Genomic DNA, 14878 nt, shown 5'->3' with positions numbered 1-14878 from the left:
CCTTCAGGGCGCATCGCATGGGTGATGCGTGTTAATTAAAGACTACTGAACAGCGGGAAAATGCCCATCAGCAGCGCGGCGAGCATTATGCATAGGCATACCAGCACTGCCCACTTCAGCGTGAAACGCTGGTGATCGCCGAACTCGATGCCGGCCAGGGCCACCAGCAGGTAGGTCGAAGGCACCAGCGGGCTAAGCAGGTGAACCGGCTGCCCGACGATCGAGGCACGGGCCATTTCCACCGGGCTGATGCCGTAATGGCTGGCCGCTTCCGACAGCACTGGCAGCACACCGTAGTAGAAGGCGTCATTGGACATGAAGAAGGTGAACGGCATGCTCACGATCGCGGTGATCACCGCCAAATACGGGCCCAAGGCTTCAGGGATGACTGCCAGCAGGCTCTTGGACATTGCCTCGACCATGCCGGTACCGGACAGGATGCCGGTGAAAATACCGGCGGCGAAGATCAACCCGGTCACGGCCAGCACACTGCCAGCGTGGGCGGCGATGCGGTCTTTCTGCTGCTGCAGGCACGGGTAGTTGACGATCATGGCAATGCTGAAGGCGATCATGAACAGCACCGGCAGCGGCAGCACGCCTGCGATCAGTGCGACCATCAGGCCGGCGGTCAGGGCACCGTTGAAGTAGATCAGTTTGGGGCGGCGCGCTTCAGGGAACTGCGACACGCTGATTTCGCTGTGATCGATGTCATCGGTCGGCAGGTGCAGTTCACCCAGGCGGGCACGCTCGCGTTTGCCGTACATGTAGGCGATGGCAAGGATCGCCAGCACGCCGAAGGCCATGGCCGGGATCATCGGCACGAAGATGTCCGACGGGTCTACGTGCAGGGCGCTTGCTGCGCGGGCGGTCGGCCCGCCCCACGGGGTCATGTTCATCACCCCGCCGGCGAGGATGATCAGGCCGGCCATGATCCGCGGGCTCATGCCCAGGCGGCTGTACAGCGGCAGCATGGCGGCGCAGCAGATCATGTAAGTGGTGGCGCCGTCACCATCGAGCGACACCACCAGGGCCAGCACTGCAGTACCGACCGAGACTTTCAGCGGGTCACCCTTGACCAGCTTGAGGATCTTGCGCACGGCCGGGTCGAACAGGCCGGAGTCGATCATCAGGGCGAAGTAGAGAATGGCGAACATCAGCATCACGCCGGTGGGCGCAAGTTTACTGATGCCCTCGAGCATCATCGGGCCGATCTTGGCGGAAAAGCCGCCGAACAGGGCGAACAGGATGGGTACCAGAATCAGCGCGATCAAGGCCGACAGGCGCTTGGTCATGATCAGGTACATGAAGGTGATGACCATGGCAAAGCCGAGGAAGGTCAGCATGGCAATACTCCAGGCGTGGCGCGGCGAAAGGAATGGCTATTCGGGCGAATCAGCGCGTTTGGCGCTGAGCGGGGAGCATGCGCAGGGGCATTGAATGAAGGCGTGCGAACAGGCGGGTGCAGGAACACATCAGAATCACCATTGTTGTTGTTGATGGGCCGGGCGCGGAGATTTCCGGGTGCCCTGGCTGACCGGTCTTGTGCCGGTAGTGGCGGCTATCCTAGGGGGGTAAGCTTTCAGCCAGCTTTCGCCGGAAAAACGGCGACGGGAGGTAGGTGATGCTGGATGTAAACGAAGGTGGCTGCCATTGTGGTGCCTTGCGCTACCGGCTGCAGGGGGACCTGAAGGATGTCGCCCATTGCCATTGTTCGATCTGCCGGCGGGTCAGCGGCGGGCTCGTGGTGACTTGGCTCACCCTGCCCCGCACGGGTTTCCGCTGGCTGGCGGGGCGCCCCCAGTGTTATGTGGCGCCAGCCAGTTGCAAGCGGTACTTCTGTGGCGAATGCGGGGCGCATGTGGCGCTGGTGACCGAGCATAGCCCGACGACCATCGATGTGACGGTGGCGACGCTGGACCACCCGGAGCGGGCGCCTGCCAGGCGGCATATCTGGATTGGCAGCCGGTTGCCCTGGCTGCATCTGGATGAGGCGTTGCCCGGGGAGGCGGAGGAAAGTCTGTAGGCCTTGTGCTGCCTGTACCAGCCTCATCGCGGCTAAAGCCGCTACAGGGGCGCACCTCAGTCTGTAGGAGCGCTTAAGCCGCGATGAGGCCGGTTCAGGATTCAGGGCAACTGCAGACCGCCAGCTGCCTTGTGCAACGCCCGCAGATGCTCGCCAATGTGCTTCACATTGGCCTCGACCGCCGCGATCTCGCTGGCCCGCGACGGCTCCAGCAGCGCCCTCACCTCTTTGTCCAGGTCGGTACTCAGGCGCAGCAGCTTGGCCTGTCGCTCGGCACTGACCTGCTCCAGGTGCGCGCGCTCGTCCGGCTGCGGCAAGCCATAGCCTTTGGCATCCAGCAGCTCGGCCGGGCGGCTGAGGAAGCCGCTGTTGGCGAGCATCTGCTTCAGGGTCTCGTCGGCTTTGTTGATGCTGCCGTCCTTCAGCGCTGCAGCGTTCAGGTAACGCTGTTTCACTTCGTCCTGAGCCAGCAGCAACTGCCGGCGCAGGCTGGCCTGTTCGAGCAACAGCAAGGCCGCGCTGGTGCGCAGGTCGGCCTTGTCGAACCACGGGCGCCTCTGCTCTGCCTCCAGGGCCAGCCAGTCCTCGACTTCGGTCTGCTTGATCGGCAACTGCTTCCTCAGCACATCGAACATGGCCTGGTAGCGCTCGCGGTAGGAGTCGAAGCGGTAGCCCAGGCGCAGGGCTTCGCGTGGGTCGTCGAGCACCTGGGTATCGGCCAGCCCCCTGCCCTTGAGCACGGCCAGCAACCCATTGGGCATGATGCTGTCGAGATCATTCAGGCGTGGGTTGGCAGTGCCGCTGCGCAGCAGCTTCAAGGATTCCACTGCGCAGTTGTTGGACAGGAACCAATAGTTGCCGTCGTAGCTCCAGTGCATCTCGGCGGCCTGGCGCACCAGGTTCTCGATTTCGTCGCGGCTGAGCTTCAGCGGTACCGAGGCCAGGCTGCGCAGTTCGGTCTTGGTGTATTCATCGATCACCTGGCCCAGCGGCAACACGAACAGCCGTGAGGGATAGGCACCTACCAGCCCGTCCCAGCTGGACAGTTGCACATCGTTGACGAAAGCGCGGTAAGACAGCACCAGGCTCTGGTCGAGGTCCAGGCGGCAATCCGGCCCGCGGGGGCGGCCGGGTTTGCAGATCACCAGGCGCAGCATGCTGTGGCCCCAGCGGCTCACAAGGTTCTGGTTGGCTTCAGCCAGCAGGAAGTCGACCTCGTAAACCCGTTCTGGGTCAATTTCGCCCAGCGGCTGCCGGGCGAAGTCGCTGCCAGCGTTGATGAACGGCAGGCCCTTGGCGCAAGTGTTCTGCGGCGGTGCCCAGCCGAAGTGGTCACGCAGGTACTGGTTGAGCGCCGGGCGACGGCAGCCGTAGCTCGGGTCGAGGAGGAAATACTCCATGTTGACCGCGATGTATTCCTTGGGACTGCTCAGCTCATAACTGTCGGGGCTGCGCATGAACTGTGCGTTGTGCTGCTCACGTTCGCCACGACGGCCGACGTATTGCGGCCAGCCGGCCAGGTCGAGAAAGCGCGGGTCGTCGCTGAGGGTAAAACGGCGTTCGGCCTGACTACGGCACTCTGCCAGCTGACCGATCTTGCCCAGCGTAGCTTGCTGGCGCGCGCAGCGGGCGATCAGCGAGCGCTCACTGCCGGGCCACAGGCGGGCACGGTCGTAGATATGGGTCAGCTCATGCAGGACGGTGGCCAGCAACTCTTCACGGACCGTGCCGTGGGGACGGTTGGTTCGCTTGCTGGCGGCACTGCCGTCAGTGAGGCTGGGGAGCAGGCGGCGATTGAGTTCGAGAGTCGATACCAGCGAAGCTTGGCCATAGGCATCGGCTGGCATGTTGTCGCTCCAGCTGACCGTTACCCGCCTGTCCAGCCGTTGCTTGAACAGGGGCGGCAGCTTGGCCATGGCTTCGTCGAGCAGGGCCTGGCTGGCTTGGGTCTGTTGCGGGTCGAGGCCGGTCGCCTGCAGCTCAAGCTGCAGGTCGGCCAGGGCGGGCGTGCCCAGCAGCGTCAGGGCGCAGCCGAGCAGCCAGGCACGCACGCGGCTCACAGCGCGAGGATGGCTTCGGCCAGTACTTGGTCGCTGGCGTCGCGCGCTTCAGGCACGCGCTCGCGCAGGGTGCTGAGTGCAGCCTCAAGCTGGGCACCGCGGATATCGCCATTACTGGCGACAAAGCTGGCGGCGTCGTCGTGGGCTTCGCGCACGACTTTGGCGTCGCGGATCGAAGTGGTGGTGTCAGAGGTGAAATCGATCGAGCGGCCAAAGGCGCGCACGATGATGTTGCTGGTGGCCACCAGGGTCTGTGCATGGGCCAGGTCGGCCAGCAGCAACATGCCGAGGGTAGCGGCAATCAGCGGTTTACGCATGGAGCATCTCCGAAAAATACAGGGAGTCAGGTGTGGTTATTGGACGAGAATTGCTTCTGCCAGTTCAAGGTCGCCGACGGAGGGCCGGGTGCAGTTGTGGCGCAGCGAGTCGAGTGCCGCTTCCAGGCGTGCACCGCGGATCATGCCATCGCTGGCAACGAATGCCGCGGCATCGTCGCGAGCCTGCCTGACCAGTTTGCGGTCGAAGGGGGCAGCGGTGACCTGGCTGGTAACGTAGCCCGTGATGACCAGGCCTTGTGTGGTGGTGTCCATGGCGTGGGCACTGGCCATGGCAGTGGCACTGAACAGCAACGGCAACAGATAACGCATGAGCTTTCTTGACGGCAGGGGAAGTGAAAGACGAAGGCTACCTCAGGTGCGCGGCCGCTAGCCAACGCACCTGCTTTGCAGCGCCCTGATCAGATCGCGAGGATGGCCTGAGCCAGCTGTGCATCACTGGCTTGCAGCTGCGGCATGCTCGAACGGATGTGCAGCAAGGCACTTTCCAGCCGCGCACCACGAATGGCGCCCTGAGTACCGACGAAGCTGGCGGCGTCATCACGGGCGGCCTGCACGATCTTGTCATCGCGGAACGATGAGGTCAGGTCGGAGGTGGCGTCAGTCGAGGCGGCAACAGCACGTACCACGGCATCGGTGGTGACTACGAAGCTGCTGGCTTGGGCGGTGCTGGCCAGGCCGAGCAGCATGGCGGCACCAATAAGGTATTTACGGGACATGTTCGTGGACTCCTGGACAGGGTTCTGCTTCATCGGACGCTTGCACTGCTGGTCGCGTTACGTGTTCGACAACGGGTTTTAACAGACTGTTGAGCGAAGCGTATCACGCGGTGCTGTTTCTGAATGTGAGTGCGAGCGAGAGCGGACAACTGTTTCGGTCGATATTTAAATATTTGCAACTGTACTGGTGGCGCCCGGAATGGCTCTGGGCAGAGCCGTGCGGACAATAAAAAACCCGCTGCAGTCGCCTGCAACGGGTCGGGGAATTCGCGGTGCCGGCCGCAGCCGGCGGACCGGAGCTTAGCGCCAGAATGGCTTGCTCAGCTCTTCGTAACGCTGCGACTCGCTGATACCGGCGTCGGCCAGCAGGCGGGCATCCAGGCGAGCCAGTTGACGGCGGCTGGCCATGCGACGCTGCCACAGCAGCAGGGTGGAGATAGCGCGCAGTGGCAGGGAAGCCTGGGACTGCTGGGCGTTGCTTTCAAAAACCAGACCGGAACTGAGGGTACGTTCCATGATGTTTCATCCTTCCGCTTATGGCGGGATTAGGTAGTGATTTAACTGATGCCAATGATCCTCCTCTGCTGTCCATAACAGTAGATACAGTTCACCAGTAATGAGATAGGCCAGTTAACTGTTTAAGCCGACTGTTGCACTTGAAACAGGCGAAACTGTACCGGTGCGCACCAAGTTGGTGCGTTTTCGCTCTGCGTACGCGCTGATGAGGGCGAGATGGCGCCGAATTAACGGTACAGTTGTACAGTTTGGAATGAAAGAGATGAACGAAGTGTTCGGGTGCTGGGGTTTGACGGTACTGGCCCTGACGCCGGCGTAGCGACGACAGGGCCCTGAACAGTGGCGGCGACTGTATCAGCTGGCGAGCATGCGCCCGGTTTCTTCCAGGTTCTCGTGCCAGCTCAGCGCTTCTCGCAGGATGTGTGGGGTGTGGCCGCCACGCTGGCAAGCGCGTTCGAAATAGTCGTTCAGCGCTGCGCGGTAGTCCGGGTGCACACAGTTGTCGATGATCGCCCGCGCCCGCTCACGTGGAGCGAGGCCGCGCAGGTCAGCCAAACCTTGCTCGGTGACCAGGATGTCGACGTCGTGTTCGGTATGGTCGACGTGGCTGACCATCGGCACCACGCTGGAAATGGCACCGCCTTTGGCGATCGACTTGGTGACGAATACCGCGAGGTGGGCGTTGCGGGCAAAGTCACCCGAGCCGCCGATGCCGTTCATCATCCTGGTGCCGCAGACATGGGTGGAATTGACGTTACCGTAGATATCGAACTCCAGCGCCGTGTTGATGCCGATGATGCCCAGGCGGCGAACCACTTCGGGGTGGTTGGAGATTTCCTGCGGGCGCAGGACCAGTTTGTCCTTGTAACGCTCCAGGTTGCCGAACACGTCGGCATTGCGACGGGTCGACAGGGTGATCGAGCTGCCCGAGGCAAAGCTCAGCTTGCCAGCGTCGATCAGGTCAAAGGTCGAGTCCTGCAGTACTTCGGAGTACATGGTCAGGTCTTCGAATGGCGACTCGATCAGGCCACACATCACCGCGTTGGCAATGCTGCCGATACCTGCCTGCAGCGGGCCGAGCTTGTTGGTCATGCGGCCAGCGTCCACTTCCTGCTTCAGGAAGTTGATCAAGTGGTCGGCGATGCCCTGGGTTTCGTCGTCCGGAGGCAGCACGGTGGATGGCGAGTCTGGCTGGTCGCTGATGACGATGCCGACGATCTTTGCCGGGTCGATCGGGATCGCGGCGCTGCCAATGCGGTCATCGACCTTGACCAGCGGGATGGGCGTACGGGTCGGGCGATAGGTCGGGATATAGATGTCGTGCAAGCCTTCGAGGTTGGCGTTGTGCGACAGGTTGATCTCGACGATCACTTGCTTGGCGAAGATCGCGAAGCTGGCCGAGTTGCCCACCGAGGTGGTCGGCACGATGTGGCCTTGCTCGGTGATGGCCACGGCTTCGATGACCGCGATGTCCGGCAGCTTGAGTTGCTGGTTGCGCAGCTGCTCGACGGTTTCCGACAGGTGCTGGTCGATGAACATCACCTTGCCGTCGTTGATGGCCTTGCGTAGGGTACTGTCGACCTGGAATGGCATGCGACGCGCCAGCACGCCGGCTTCGGTCAGCTGCTTGTCGAGGTCGTTGCCCAGGCTGGCGCCGGTCATCAGGCTGATTTTCAGTGGCGACTGCTTGGCGCGTTCGGCCAAGGCATGCGGCACAGCCTTGGCTTCGCCGGCGCGGGTGAAACCGCTCATGCCGACGGTCATGCCGTCCTCGATCAGGCCAGCGGCATCAGCCGCACTCATTACCTTGCTGTGCAGGGAGGACAAGCGGATACGATCACGGTACATGGATTGTTATCTCGGGCTACTGAAACTACTGAGGCGCAGTCTAGAGATTTCGCCCTCTGGCGTCCCACGACCATGGTCGTATGAGAGGCCTCGTCGTAGAGCCGTTGATCCGGATCAATAAAGGAAAGCCCCGGCAGATTCTGACCGGGGCTTCCTTTATATCAACTGGTTTGCAGCGGCCGTTGTCACTCCACCGCCTTCACCATGTCTTCGATGACTTTCTTCGCATCACCGAACACCATCATGGTCTTGTCCAGATAGAACAGTTCGTTATCCAGGCCTGCATAGCCGCTGGCCATCGAGCGTTTGTTGACGATGATGGTCTTGGCTTTGAAGGCTTCGAGGATCGGCATGCCGGCGATTGGCGACTTTGGATCGTTCTTCGCTGCGGGGTTGACCACGTCATTGGCGCCCAGCACCAGCACCACGTCGGCCTGGCCGAACTCGGCGTTGATATCTTCCATCTCGAATACCTGGTCGTAGGGCACTTCGGCTTCGGCCAGCAGTACGTTCATGTGCCCAGGCATGCGCCCTGCCACCGGGTGGATCGCGTACTTCACGGTCACCCCGTTGTGGCTCAGCTTCTCGGTCAGTTCCTTCAATGCGTGCTGGGCACGGGCCACCGCCAGGCCATAACCCGGCACGATGATCACGCTGTCAGCGTTGCTCAGCAGGAAGGTGGCGTCGTCGGCAGAGCCGGACTTCACCGGGCGCTGCTCTTTCGAGCCTTGTGCCGCGCCGGCATCGGTATCGCCGCCAAACCCGCCGAGGATGACGTTGAAGAACGAGCGGTTCATCGCCTTGCACATGATGTACGAAAGGATGGCACCGGACGAACCGACCAGGGAGCCTGCGATGATCAGCATCGAGTTGTTGAGCGAAAAGCCGATACCGGCCGCTGCCCAGCCCGAATAGCTGTTGAGCATCGACACCACCACCGGCATGTCGGCCCCCCCGATCGGAATAATGATCAGCACGCCCATGATGAAAGCCAGGACCAGCATCAGGGTGAAGGCACTGTAGTGGCCGGTGAAGGTGAACAGCAGGCCCAGGGCGATGGTGGTCAGGCCAAGGATCAGGTTCAGCTTGTGCTGGCCAGCGAACTGTACCGGTGCGCCTTGGAACAGGCGGAACTTGTACTTGCCCGACAGCTTGCCGAAGGCGATCACCGAACCGGAGAAGGTGATGGCGCCGATGGCTGCACCCAGGAACAGTTCCAGGCGGTTGCCGGTGGGGATCGGGTCGCTGATGGCGGCGACGATGCCCATCGACTGCGGTTCGAGCACGGCGGCGATGGCGATGAACACTGCGGCCAGGCCGATCATGCTGTGCATGAAAGCGACCAGTTCCGGCATCTTGGTCATCTCGACGCGCTTGGCCATGATCGAGCCGGCGGTACCTCCGACCAACAGGCCGACGATGACGTAGCCGAGGCCGGCAGTGGCGAGCTCGGCACCCAGCTTATAGATGAGGCCAACCGTGGTGAGGATCGCGATCCCCATGCCGATCATGCCGAACAGGTTGCCACGCCGCGAAGTGGTCGGGTGCGACAGGCCTTTGAGGGCCTGGATGAAGCACACCGAGGCGACGAGGTAGAGGAGCGTTACCAGATTCATGCTCATGCTTACTTCTGCGCCTCGTTCTTGGTTTTCTTCTTGAACATCTCAAGCATGCGACGGGTGACCAGGAAGCCACCGAACACGTTGACCGCAGCCAGGGCCACCGCCAGGGTGCCCATCAGCTTGCCGGCCGGGGTCACGGTCAGTGCCGCCGCCAGCATGGCGCCGACGATGACGATCGCCGAAATGGCGTTGGTAACCGCCATCAGCGGTGTATGCAGCGCCGGGGTGACATTCCACACCACGTGGTAGCCCACATAGATGGCCAGCACGAAGATGATCAGGTTGTAGATGCCATGGGAAATCAGCATGTCTTCCATTGTCGTGCTCCTTAGCCGTTCTTGCGGACGACCTGGCCGTCGCGGCACATCAGGCAGGCCGCGACGATGTCGTCTTCGAGATTGATGACCAGCGCGCCGTCTTTGTCGAACAGCAGCTTCATGAAGTCCAGCAGGTTGCGGGCATACAGCGCCGAGGCATCTGCGCCCACCTGGGCTGGCAGGTTGGTCGGGCCGACGATGGTCACACCGTTTGCCTGCACCACCTGGTCCGCGACGGTCAGCGGGCAGTTGCCGCCTTGGGCGGCAGCCAGGTCGATGACCACCGAGCCGGGTTTCATCTGTGCCACGGTTTCGGCGCTGAGCAGGGTCGGTGCCTTGCGGCCGGGGATCAAAGCGGTGGTGATGACGATATCCGCCTGCTTGGCACGTTCGTGTACTGCCTGGGCCTGACGTTGCATCCAGCTGGCTGGCATCGGTCGGGCATAACCGCCGACGCCTTCGGCGCATTCACGCTCTTCGTCGGTCTCATAAGGCACGTCGATGAACTTGGCGCCGAGCGACTCGATCTGCTCCTTCACTGCGGGGCGTACGTCGGACGCCTCGATCACCGCGCCCAGGCGCTTGGCCGTGGCGATGGCCTGCAGGCCAGCAACACCTGCCCCCAGAATCAGTACGCGCGCGGCTTTGACGGTGCCGGCGGCAGTCATCAGCATGGGCATGAAGCGAGGATAGTGATGGGCTGCCAGCAACACGGCCTTGTAGCCGGCGATGTTGGCTTGCGAAGACAGCACATCAAGGCTCTGGGCCCGTGATGTACGGGGCGCGGCTTCCAGGGCGAAAGCGGTGATCCCGCGTTCAGCCATCTTGCCGATCAGCTCACTGTTGAAGGGGTTGAGCATGCCTACCAGGAGGCTGCCACTGTTGATCAGGGCCAGTTCCTGGTCGTTGGGGGCGACCACCTTGAGTATCAATTGGGCGCCGTAGGCATCGGCTGCGCTTCCCAGGGAAGCCCCCGCGGCCTCATAGGCACTGTCCGGAATGCTGGCGTTGAGCCCTGCCCCCCGTTGGACGGTGACCTGATGGCCCTGGCCAATCAGTTTCTTGAGGGTTTCCGGGGTCGCAGCGACCCTTGTCTCACCGGTCTGCGTCTCGAGAGGAACACCAATGTGCACGACTTTTTCTCCTGCGGTGACCTTTTTGTCTTTGTAAGAGCCAGCACACTACGGATGGTGCGCTGGGGCGGCTGTTGAGCGCCGAGCCCGCCGAATCCAAGGCGGGCGAAGCATTTTGCAGACGAACCCAGGGGCCTTCAACCGGTACTGGAGCGAAACGAAGTCAAAACTACAAGTCACCCTGTGACCGTATGTCGCAAGCGACCGGCTGCAGCCCGTCAACCATGGGCTATTCGCAGATTAGGAGAAAATTGGAAATTTTTTGCGATGATTTCGCGGATGGGCTCGTGAGCGTCGTAAAAACCCCTGAAACCCCCGTGTTCAGAGGCTTGCAAGGGGTTTTTCGATTCACCTGAACAGTTTTCTGTTATGCGACAAAAACGTATATCTGTAGGTGTTTAAAATAATTGACTACAAAGGCAGGTCCGCGCTCTCGCCTTTGTGCGAGGCGGTGTAGAGGTGTGCCTGTCCAACCAGCCAGTCACGGAAGGCCCGGAGCGAGGCAGACTCCACCTTGCGTTCGGGAATCATCAGATAGTAGGCCTTGTCGCTGGACAGCGCATACCTGTTAGCGACCACCAGCCTGCCCTCTTCCAGTTCGCGCTGGATCAGGAACGGCGGGATCAGGGCGATGCCCATGTCATGCATGGCCGCCTGGGCCAGCATGGAGAACAGTTCATAGCGCGGGCCTGTCATGTCGCCCGCGATATTCAGGCCCAGCCCATTGAACCATTGGCGCCAGGCATAGGGCCGGGTGGTCTGCTGCAGCAGCGGCAGGCCGGCAATGCGCTGGGCGTCCAGCGTGCCTTGCCCGCCCAGCAATGACGGGTTGCACACCGGGACGGGGTTCTCGCCCATCAGGCGATGAGACTGAGTGCCGGACCAGTCGGCATCGCCGAAGTAGATGGCCGCATCGAACGGGGTGTCGGCGAACAGGAACGGGCGGGTACGGTTGGTCAGGTTGACGGTGACCTCGGGGTGGCGTTGCTGGAAATCCTTGAGGCGTGGCAGCAACCATTGGGTGCCGAAGGTAGGCACCACGGCCAGTTCGATCACGTTGGCGCCCTGCTGGCGCATGACCGACAAGGTGTCGCGCTCCACCGCATCCAGCTGTGCGGCGACCTGTCGGCTGTAGGACAGCCCGGCCTCGGTCAGCTTCACGCCGCGACGTGAGCGCCTGAACAGCTCGACATTGAGAAATGCCTCCAGTCCACCGATCTGGCGACAGACGGCGCCTTGGGTCAGAGCCAGTTCCTGGGCCGCCTTGGTAAAGCTCTCGTGGCGTGCGGCCGCTTCGAAGCAGACCAGTGCGGTGGTGCTGGGGATTTTGCGGCGCATGTACGTCAACCTCACTCATGGAGCCATGAACATGGCGATATGCAGTATCACGGAGTGACAAAATATCACTTATGCGTGCGCAATCCTCGTTTGTCGTGCTTGCGGATCAGGCCTAGGATCAATGGCACAAGACACCGCTCCCCCTTTTTCGAGGATTTCGCTCATGGCCGGTAAAGCAAGCTTCAACTGGATCGACCCGCTGCTGCTGGATCAGCAGCTCACTGAAGAAGAGCGCATGGTGCGTGACAGCGCTTATCAGTTCGCCCAGGACAAGCTGGCTCCGCGTGTGCTGGAGGCGTTCCGTCATGAGCAGACCGACCCGGCGATCTTTCGCGAGATGGGTGAAGTCGGCTTGCTCGGTGCGACCATCCCCGAGCAATACGGTGGCAGCGGCCTGAACTATGTGTGTTACGGCCTGATTGCCCGCGAAGTGGAACGGATCGACTCCGGTTACCGTTCCATGATGAGCGTGCAGTCTTCGCTGGTGATGGTGCCGATCAATGCGTTCGGCACCGAAGCGCAGAAGCAGAAATACCTGCCCAAGCTGGCGACAGGCGAATGGATTGGCTGCTTTGGCCTGACCGAGCCCAACCATGGCTCCGACCCAGGCTCGATGATTACCCGTGCCAGGAAGGTCGATGGCGGCTATCGCCTGAGCGGCAGCAAGATGTGGATCACCAACAGCCCGATCGCCGATGTGTTCGTGGTCTGGGCCAAGGATGATGCCGGCGATATCCGTGGCTTTGTCCTGGAAAAAGGCTGGGAAGGTCTCAGTGCTCCGGCGATCCACGGCAAGGTTGGCCTGCGTGCTTCGATCACCGGTGAGATCGTCATGGACAACGTGTTCGTGCCCGAGGAGAACATCTTCCCAGATGTGCGCGGCCTCAAGGGGCCGTTCACCTGCCTGAACTCGGCGCGTTATGGCATTTCCTGGGGCGCGCTGGGTGCGGCCGAAGCCTGCTGGCACACCGCTCGCCAGTACACCCTCGATCGTCAGCAGTTTGGACGCCCGCTGGCGGCCAACCAGCTGATCCAGAAGAAGCTGGCCGACATGCAGACCGAGATCACCCTGGCCCTGCAAGGCTGCCTGCGCCTGGGGCGGATGAAGGACGAAGGTACTGCGGCGGTGGAAATCACCTCGATCATGAAGCGCAACTCCTGCGGCAAGGCCCTGGACATTGCCCGCATGGCCCGCGACATGCTGGGTGGCAACGGCATCTCCGACGAGTTCGGCGTGGCGCGCCATCTGGTCAATCTTGAGGTGGTCAACACCTATGAGGGTACCCATGACGTGCATGCGCTTATCCTCGGGCGTGCACAGACCGGCATCCAGGCTTTCTACTGATAAGGAGCCAGTCCATGGGCGCGCTATCTCATCTGCGGGTGCTGGACCTTTCCCGTGTGCTGGCGGGGCCTTGGTCTGGCCAGATTCTGGCGGACCTTGGTGCAGACGTGATCAAGGTCGAACGCCCTGGCAGTGGCGATGACACTCGCTCCTGGGGGCCGCCCTTCCTTAAGGATGCTGAAGGCGAGAACACCAGCGAGGCGGCCTATTACCTGGCGGCAAACCGCAACAAGCGCTCGGTGACCATCGACTTCACCCAGCCGGAAGGCCAGCGCCTGGTGCGAGAGCTGGCGGCCAAGTCAGATATCGTCATCGAGAACTTCAAGGTCGGTGGGCTGGCCGCTTATGGGCTGGACTACCTTAGCCTGAAGGCGATGAACCCCAAGCTCATCTATTGCTCGATCACGGGCTTCGGCCAGACGGGGCCATACGCCAAGCGTGCCGGATATGACTTCATGATCCAGGGCTTGGGAGGGCTGATGAGCCTTACGGGGCGCCCGGATGGAGAAGAGGGTGCTGGGCCAGTGAAGGTAGGTGTTGCGCTGACCGACATTCTTACCGGGCTCTACTCGACCGTGGCGATTCTGGCCGCCCTCGCCTACCGCGATCAGCATGGCGTTGGGCAGCATATCGATATGGCGTTGCTGGATGTACAGGTGGCGTGCCTGGCAAACCAGGCGATGAACTACCTGACCACGGGTAATTCGCCGCGGCGGTTGGGTAATGCGCACCCCAACATCGTTCCTTACCAGGACTTCCCGACAGCGGATGGCGATTTCATCCTCACGGTGGGAAACGATGGCCAGTTTCGCAAGTTTGCCGAAGTGGCTGGGCAGCCGCAGTGGGCGGATGACCCGCGCTTCACGACCAATAAGCAGCGGGTGGCGAACCGGGCCGAACTGATTCCGCTGATTCGCCAGGCGACGGTGTTCAAGACCACTGCCGAATGGGTAAGCCAGCTGGAGGCTGCCGGGGTGCCGTGCGGGCCAATCAACGATCTCGCGCAGATGTTCCAGGATCCGCAGGTACTGGCGCGAGGGCTGAAGGTATCCATGCCACATGTATTGGCGGGAAGCGTACCGCAAGTAGCCAGCCCGATTCGGCTGTCCGAGACGCCTGTGGAGTATCGCCATGCGCCGCCGCTGTTGGGTGAGCATACCGAGGCTGTGCTGGGCGATGTGCTGGGGTTGGATGCCGCTGCCGTGGGGCGTTTGCGCAGTGCTGGCGTGCTTTGAGGCTATAGATAGAGCAGTTGAAATGCGGGGAGGCCGTCAGGCCTCCCCGCATTGCTTTTCAGCGATCTTGAAGTTTCCAGAAATTAAAGGTTGACGGGGTCTCGAATCCCCTTATAATGCGCCCCACTTCCAGCGACATCGGAACGACAAACTCCTTGAAATTCAACGAGTTAGGTAGTTATGGTGAGGTTGGAAGCGCTTCGATCGAATGATCGATGGCGGTCGAGATGAAGGTTGACAGCGGTTTTAAACGCTGTATTATTCGCCTCCCGCTACGAGAGATCGCAGCGAGTCAAGTGTTTGAAGCTAAACGAGTTTCTCGCAAAAACTTCAAAATAAACGCTTGACAGCAAATGAGGAAAGCGTAGAATGCGCGCCTCGGTTGAG

The 14878-nt window shown here is 61.5% G+C and carries 14 protein-coding genes; 3 read left to right on the top strand and 11 right to left on the bottom strand.

The annotated features are described in order from the left end of the window. Positions 1-35 precede the first annotated feature (35 nt). Positions 36-1343 (bottom strand): CitMHS family transporter, encoded by a 1308-nt coding sequence (locus HU738_RS04315; protein ID WP_099815282.1) that lies wholly within the window; start codon positions 1341-1343, stop codon positions 36-38. A 278-nt stretch (positions 1344-1621) separates the two neighbouring features. Here HU738_RS04315 and HU738_RS04310 point away from each other — a divergent pair, with 278 nt between their 5' ends. After that, complete coding sequence (locus HU738_RS04310) at positions 1622-2023, top strand: GFA family protein (RefSeq protein ID WP_176508380.1); 402 nt, start codon at positions 1622-1624, stop codon at positions 2021-2023. A gap of 101 nt (positions 2024-2124) precedes the next feature. On the opposite strand, the gene HU738_RS04305 is transcribed toward HU738_RS04310, so the two are convergent. The 10 genes from HU738_RS04305 to HU738_RS04260 form a co-directional block, all read right to left on the bottom strand. After that, on the bottom strand, positions 2125-4083 hold the full coding sequence (locus HU738_RS04305) for a DUF7844 domain-containing protein (protein WP_186601621.1): 1959 nt from the start codon (positions 4081-4083) through the stop codon (positions 2125-2127). Beyond that, a complete protein-coding gene (locus HU738_RS04300) occupies positions 4080-4400 on the bottom strand; it encodes a DUF2388 domain-containing protein (protein ID WP_054884339.1) in 321 nt (106 codons plus the stop codon). Before HU738_RS04300 ends, HU738_RS04305 begins: the two co-directional genes overlap by 4 nt. Before the next feature lie 36 nt (positions 4401-4436). Beyond that, positions 4437-4730, bottom strand: a complete 294-nt coding sequence (locus HU738_RS04295; protein WP_186601622.1) for a DUF2388 domain-containing protein — start codon at positions 4728-4730, stop codon at positions 4437-4439. An 89-nt stretch (positions 4731-4819) separates the two neighbouring features. Beyond that, positions 4820-5137 carry a DUF2388 domain-containing protein gene (locus HU738_RS04290; protein ID WP_186601623.1) on the bottom strand — a complete coding sequence of 106 codons (318 nt, stop codon included), beginning with the start codon at positions 5135-5137 and terminating at the stop codon, positions 4820-4822. A 300-nt stretch (positions 5138-5437) separates the two neighbouring features. Then, complete coding sequence (locus HU738_RS04285; RefSeq protein ID WP_054884336.1) at positions 5438-5653, bottom strand: DUF1127 domain-containing protein; 216 nt, start codon at positions 5651-5653, stop codon at positions 5438-5440. A gap of 354 nt (positions 5654-6007) precedes the next feature. Then, the gene (gene scpC, locus HU738_RS04280; RefSeq protein ID WP_176508376.1) at positions 6008-7501 is read right to left on the bottom strand and encodes a succinyl-CoA:acetate CoA-transferase ScpC; all 1494 of its coding nucleotides are present in this window, start codon (positions 7499-7501) and stop codon (positions 6008-6010) included. 185 nt (positions 7502-7686) lie between these two features. Then, complete coding sequence (locus tag HU738_RS04275; protein ID WP_186601624.1) at positions 7687-9123, bottom strand: NAD(P)(+) transhydrogenase (Re/Si-specific) subunit beta; 1437 nt, start codon at positions 9121-9123, stop codon at positions 7687-7689. A gap of 2 nt (positions 9124-9125) precedes the next feature. Continuing rightward, positions 9126-9440, bottom strand: a complete 315-nt coding sequence (locus HU738_RS04270) for an NAD(P) transhydrogenase subunit alpha part 2 (protein ID WP_003256966.1) — start codon at positions 9438-9440, stop codon at positions 9126-9128. An 11-nt stretch (positions 9441-9451) separates the two neighbouring features. Continuing rightward, entirely contained in the window at positions 9452-10573 is a 1122-nt protein-coding gene (locus HU738_RS04265; protein ID WP_099815286.1) for a Re/Si-specific NAD(P)(+) transhydrogenase subunit alpha, read from the bottom strand. A gap of 411 nt (positions 10574-10984) precedes the next feature. After that, positions 10985-11911 carry a LysR family transcriptional regulator gene (locus tag HU738_RS04260; RefSeq protein WP_186601625.1) on the bottom strand — a complete coding sequence of 309 codons (927 nt, stop codon included), beginning with the start codon at positions 11909-11911 and terminating at the stop codon, positions 10985-10987. A 163-nt stretch (positions 11912-12074) separates the two neighbouring features. Between HU738_RS04260 and HU738_RS04255 the strand changes: the two genes are divergently transcribed. Both HU738_RS04255 and HU738_RS04250 read left to right on the top strand, forming a co-directional pair. Then, entirely contained in the window at positions 12075-13256 is a 1182-nt protein-coding gene (locus HU738_RS04255; protein ID WP_186601626.1) for an acyl-CoA dehydrogenase, read from the top strand. Between the two features lie 14 nt (positions 13257-13270). Next, the gene (locus HU738_RS04250) at positions 13271-14491 is read left to right on the top strand and encodes a CaiB/BaiF CoA transferase family protein (protein WP_186601627.1); all 1221 of its coding nucleotides are present in this window, start codon (positions 13271-13273) and stop codon (positions 14489-14491) included. Positions 14492-14878: the final 387 nt, after the last annotated feature.

This window comes from Pseudomonas vlassakiae (genome assembly GCF_014269035.2).
Taxonomy (GTDB): domain Bacteria; phylum Pseudomonadota; class Gammaproteobacteria; order Pseudomonadales; family Pseudomonadaceae; genus Aquipseudomonas; species Aquipseudomonas vlassakiae.
The sequence above is the reverse complement of the archived record's forward strand: the minus strand, read 5'-3'. Positions and strand labels throughout refer to the sequence as shown.

Bases quoted from the DNA above. Each gene is read 5' to 3' on its own strand.
- HU738_RS04315 (WP_099815282.1), bottom strand. From the start codon at position 1,343: ATGCTGACCTTCCTCGGCTTTGCCATGGTCATCACCTTCATGTACCTG.
- HU738_RS04310 (WP_176508380.1), top strand. From the start codon at position 1,622: ATGCTGGATGTAAACGAAGGTGGCTGCCATTGTGGTGCCTTGCGCTAC.
- HU738_RS04300 (WP_054884339.1), bottom strand. From the start codon at position 4,400: ATGCGTAAACCGCTGATTGCCGCTACCCTCGGCATGTTGCTGCTGGCC.
- HU738_RS04295 (WP_186601622.1), bottom strand. From the start codon at position 4,730: ATGCGTTATCTGTTGCCGTTGCTGTTCAGTGCCACTGCCATGGCCAGT.
- HU738_RS04290 (WP_186601623.1), bottom strand. From the start codon at position 5,137: ATGTCCCGTAAATACCTTATTGGTGCCGCCATGCTGCTCGGCCTGGCC.
- HU738_RS04285 (WP_054884336.1), bottom strand. From the start codon at position 5,653: ATGGAACGTACCCTCAGTTCCGGTCTGGTTTTTGAAAGCAACGCCCAG.
- scpC (WP_176508376.1), bottom strand. From the start codon at position 7,501: ATGTACCGTGATCGTATCCGCTTGTCCTCCCTGCACAGCAAGGTAATG.
- HU738_RS04275 (WP_186601624.1), bottom strand. From the start codon at position 9,123: ATGAGCATGAATCTGGTAACGCTCCTCTACCTCGTCGCCTCGGTGTGC.
- HU738_RS04270 (WP_003256966.1), bottom strand. From the start codon at position 9,440: ATGGAAGACATGCTGATTTCCCATGGCATCTACAACCTGATCATCTTC.
- HU738_RS04260 (WP_186601625.1), bottom strand. From the start codon at position 11,911: ATGCGCCGCAAAATCCCCAGCACCACCGCACTGGTCTGCTTCGAAGCG.
- HU738_RS04255 (WP_186601626.1), top strand. From the start codon at position 12,075: ATGGCCGGTAAAGCAAGCTTCAACTGGATCGACCCGCTGCTGCTGGAT.
- HU738_RS04250 (WP_186601627.1), top strand. From the start codon at position 13,271: ATGGGCGCGCTATCTCATCTGCGGGTGCTGGACCTTTCCCGTGTGCTG.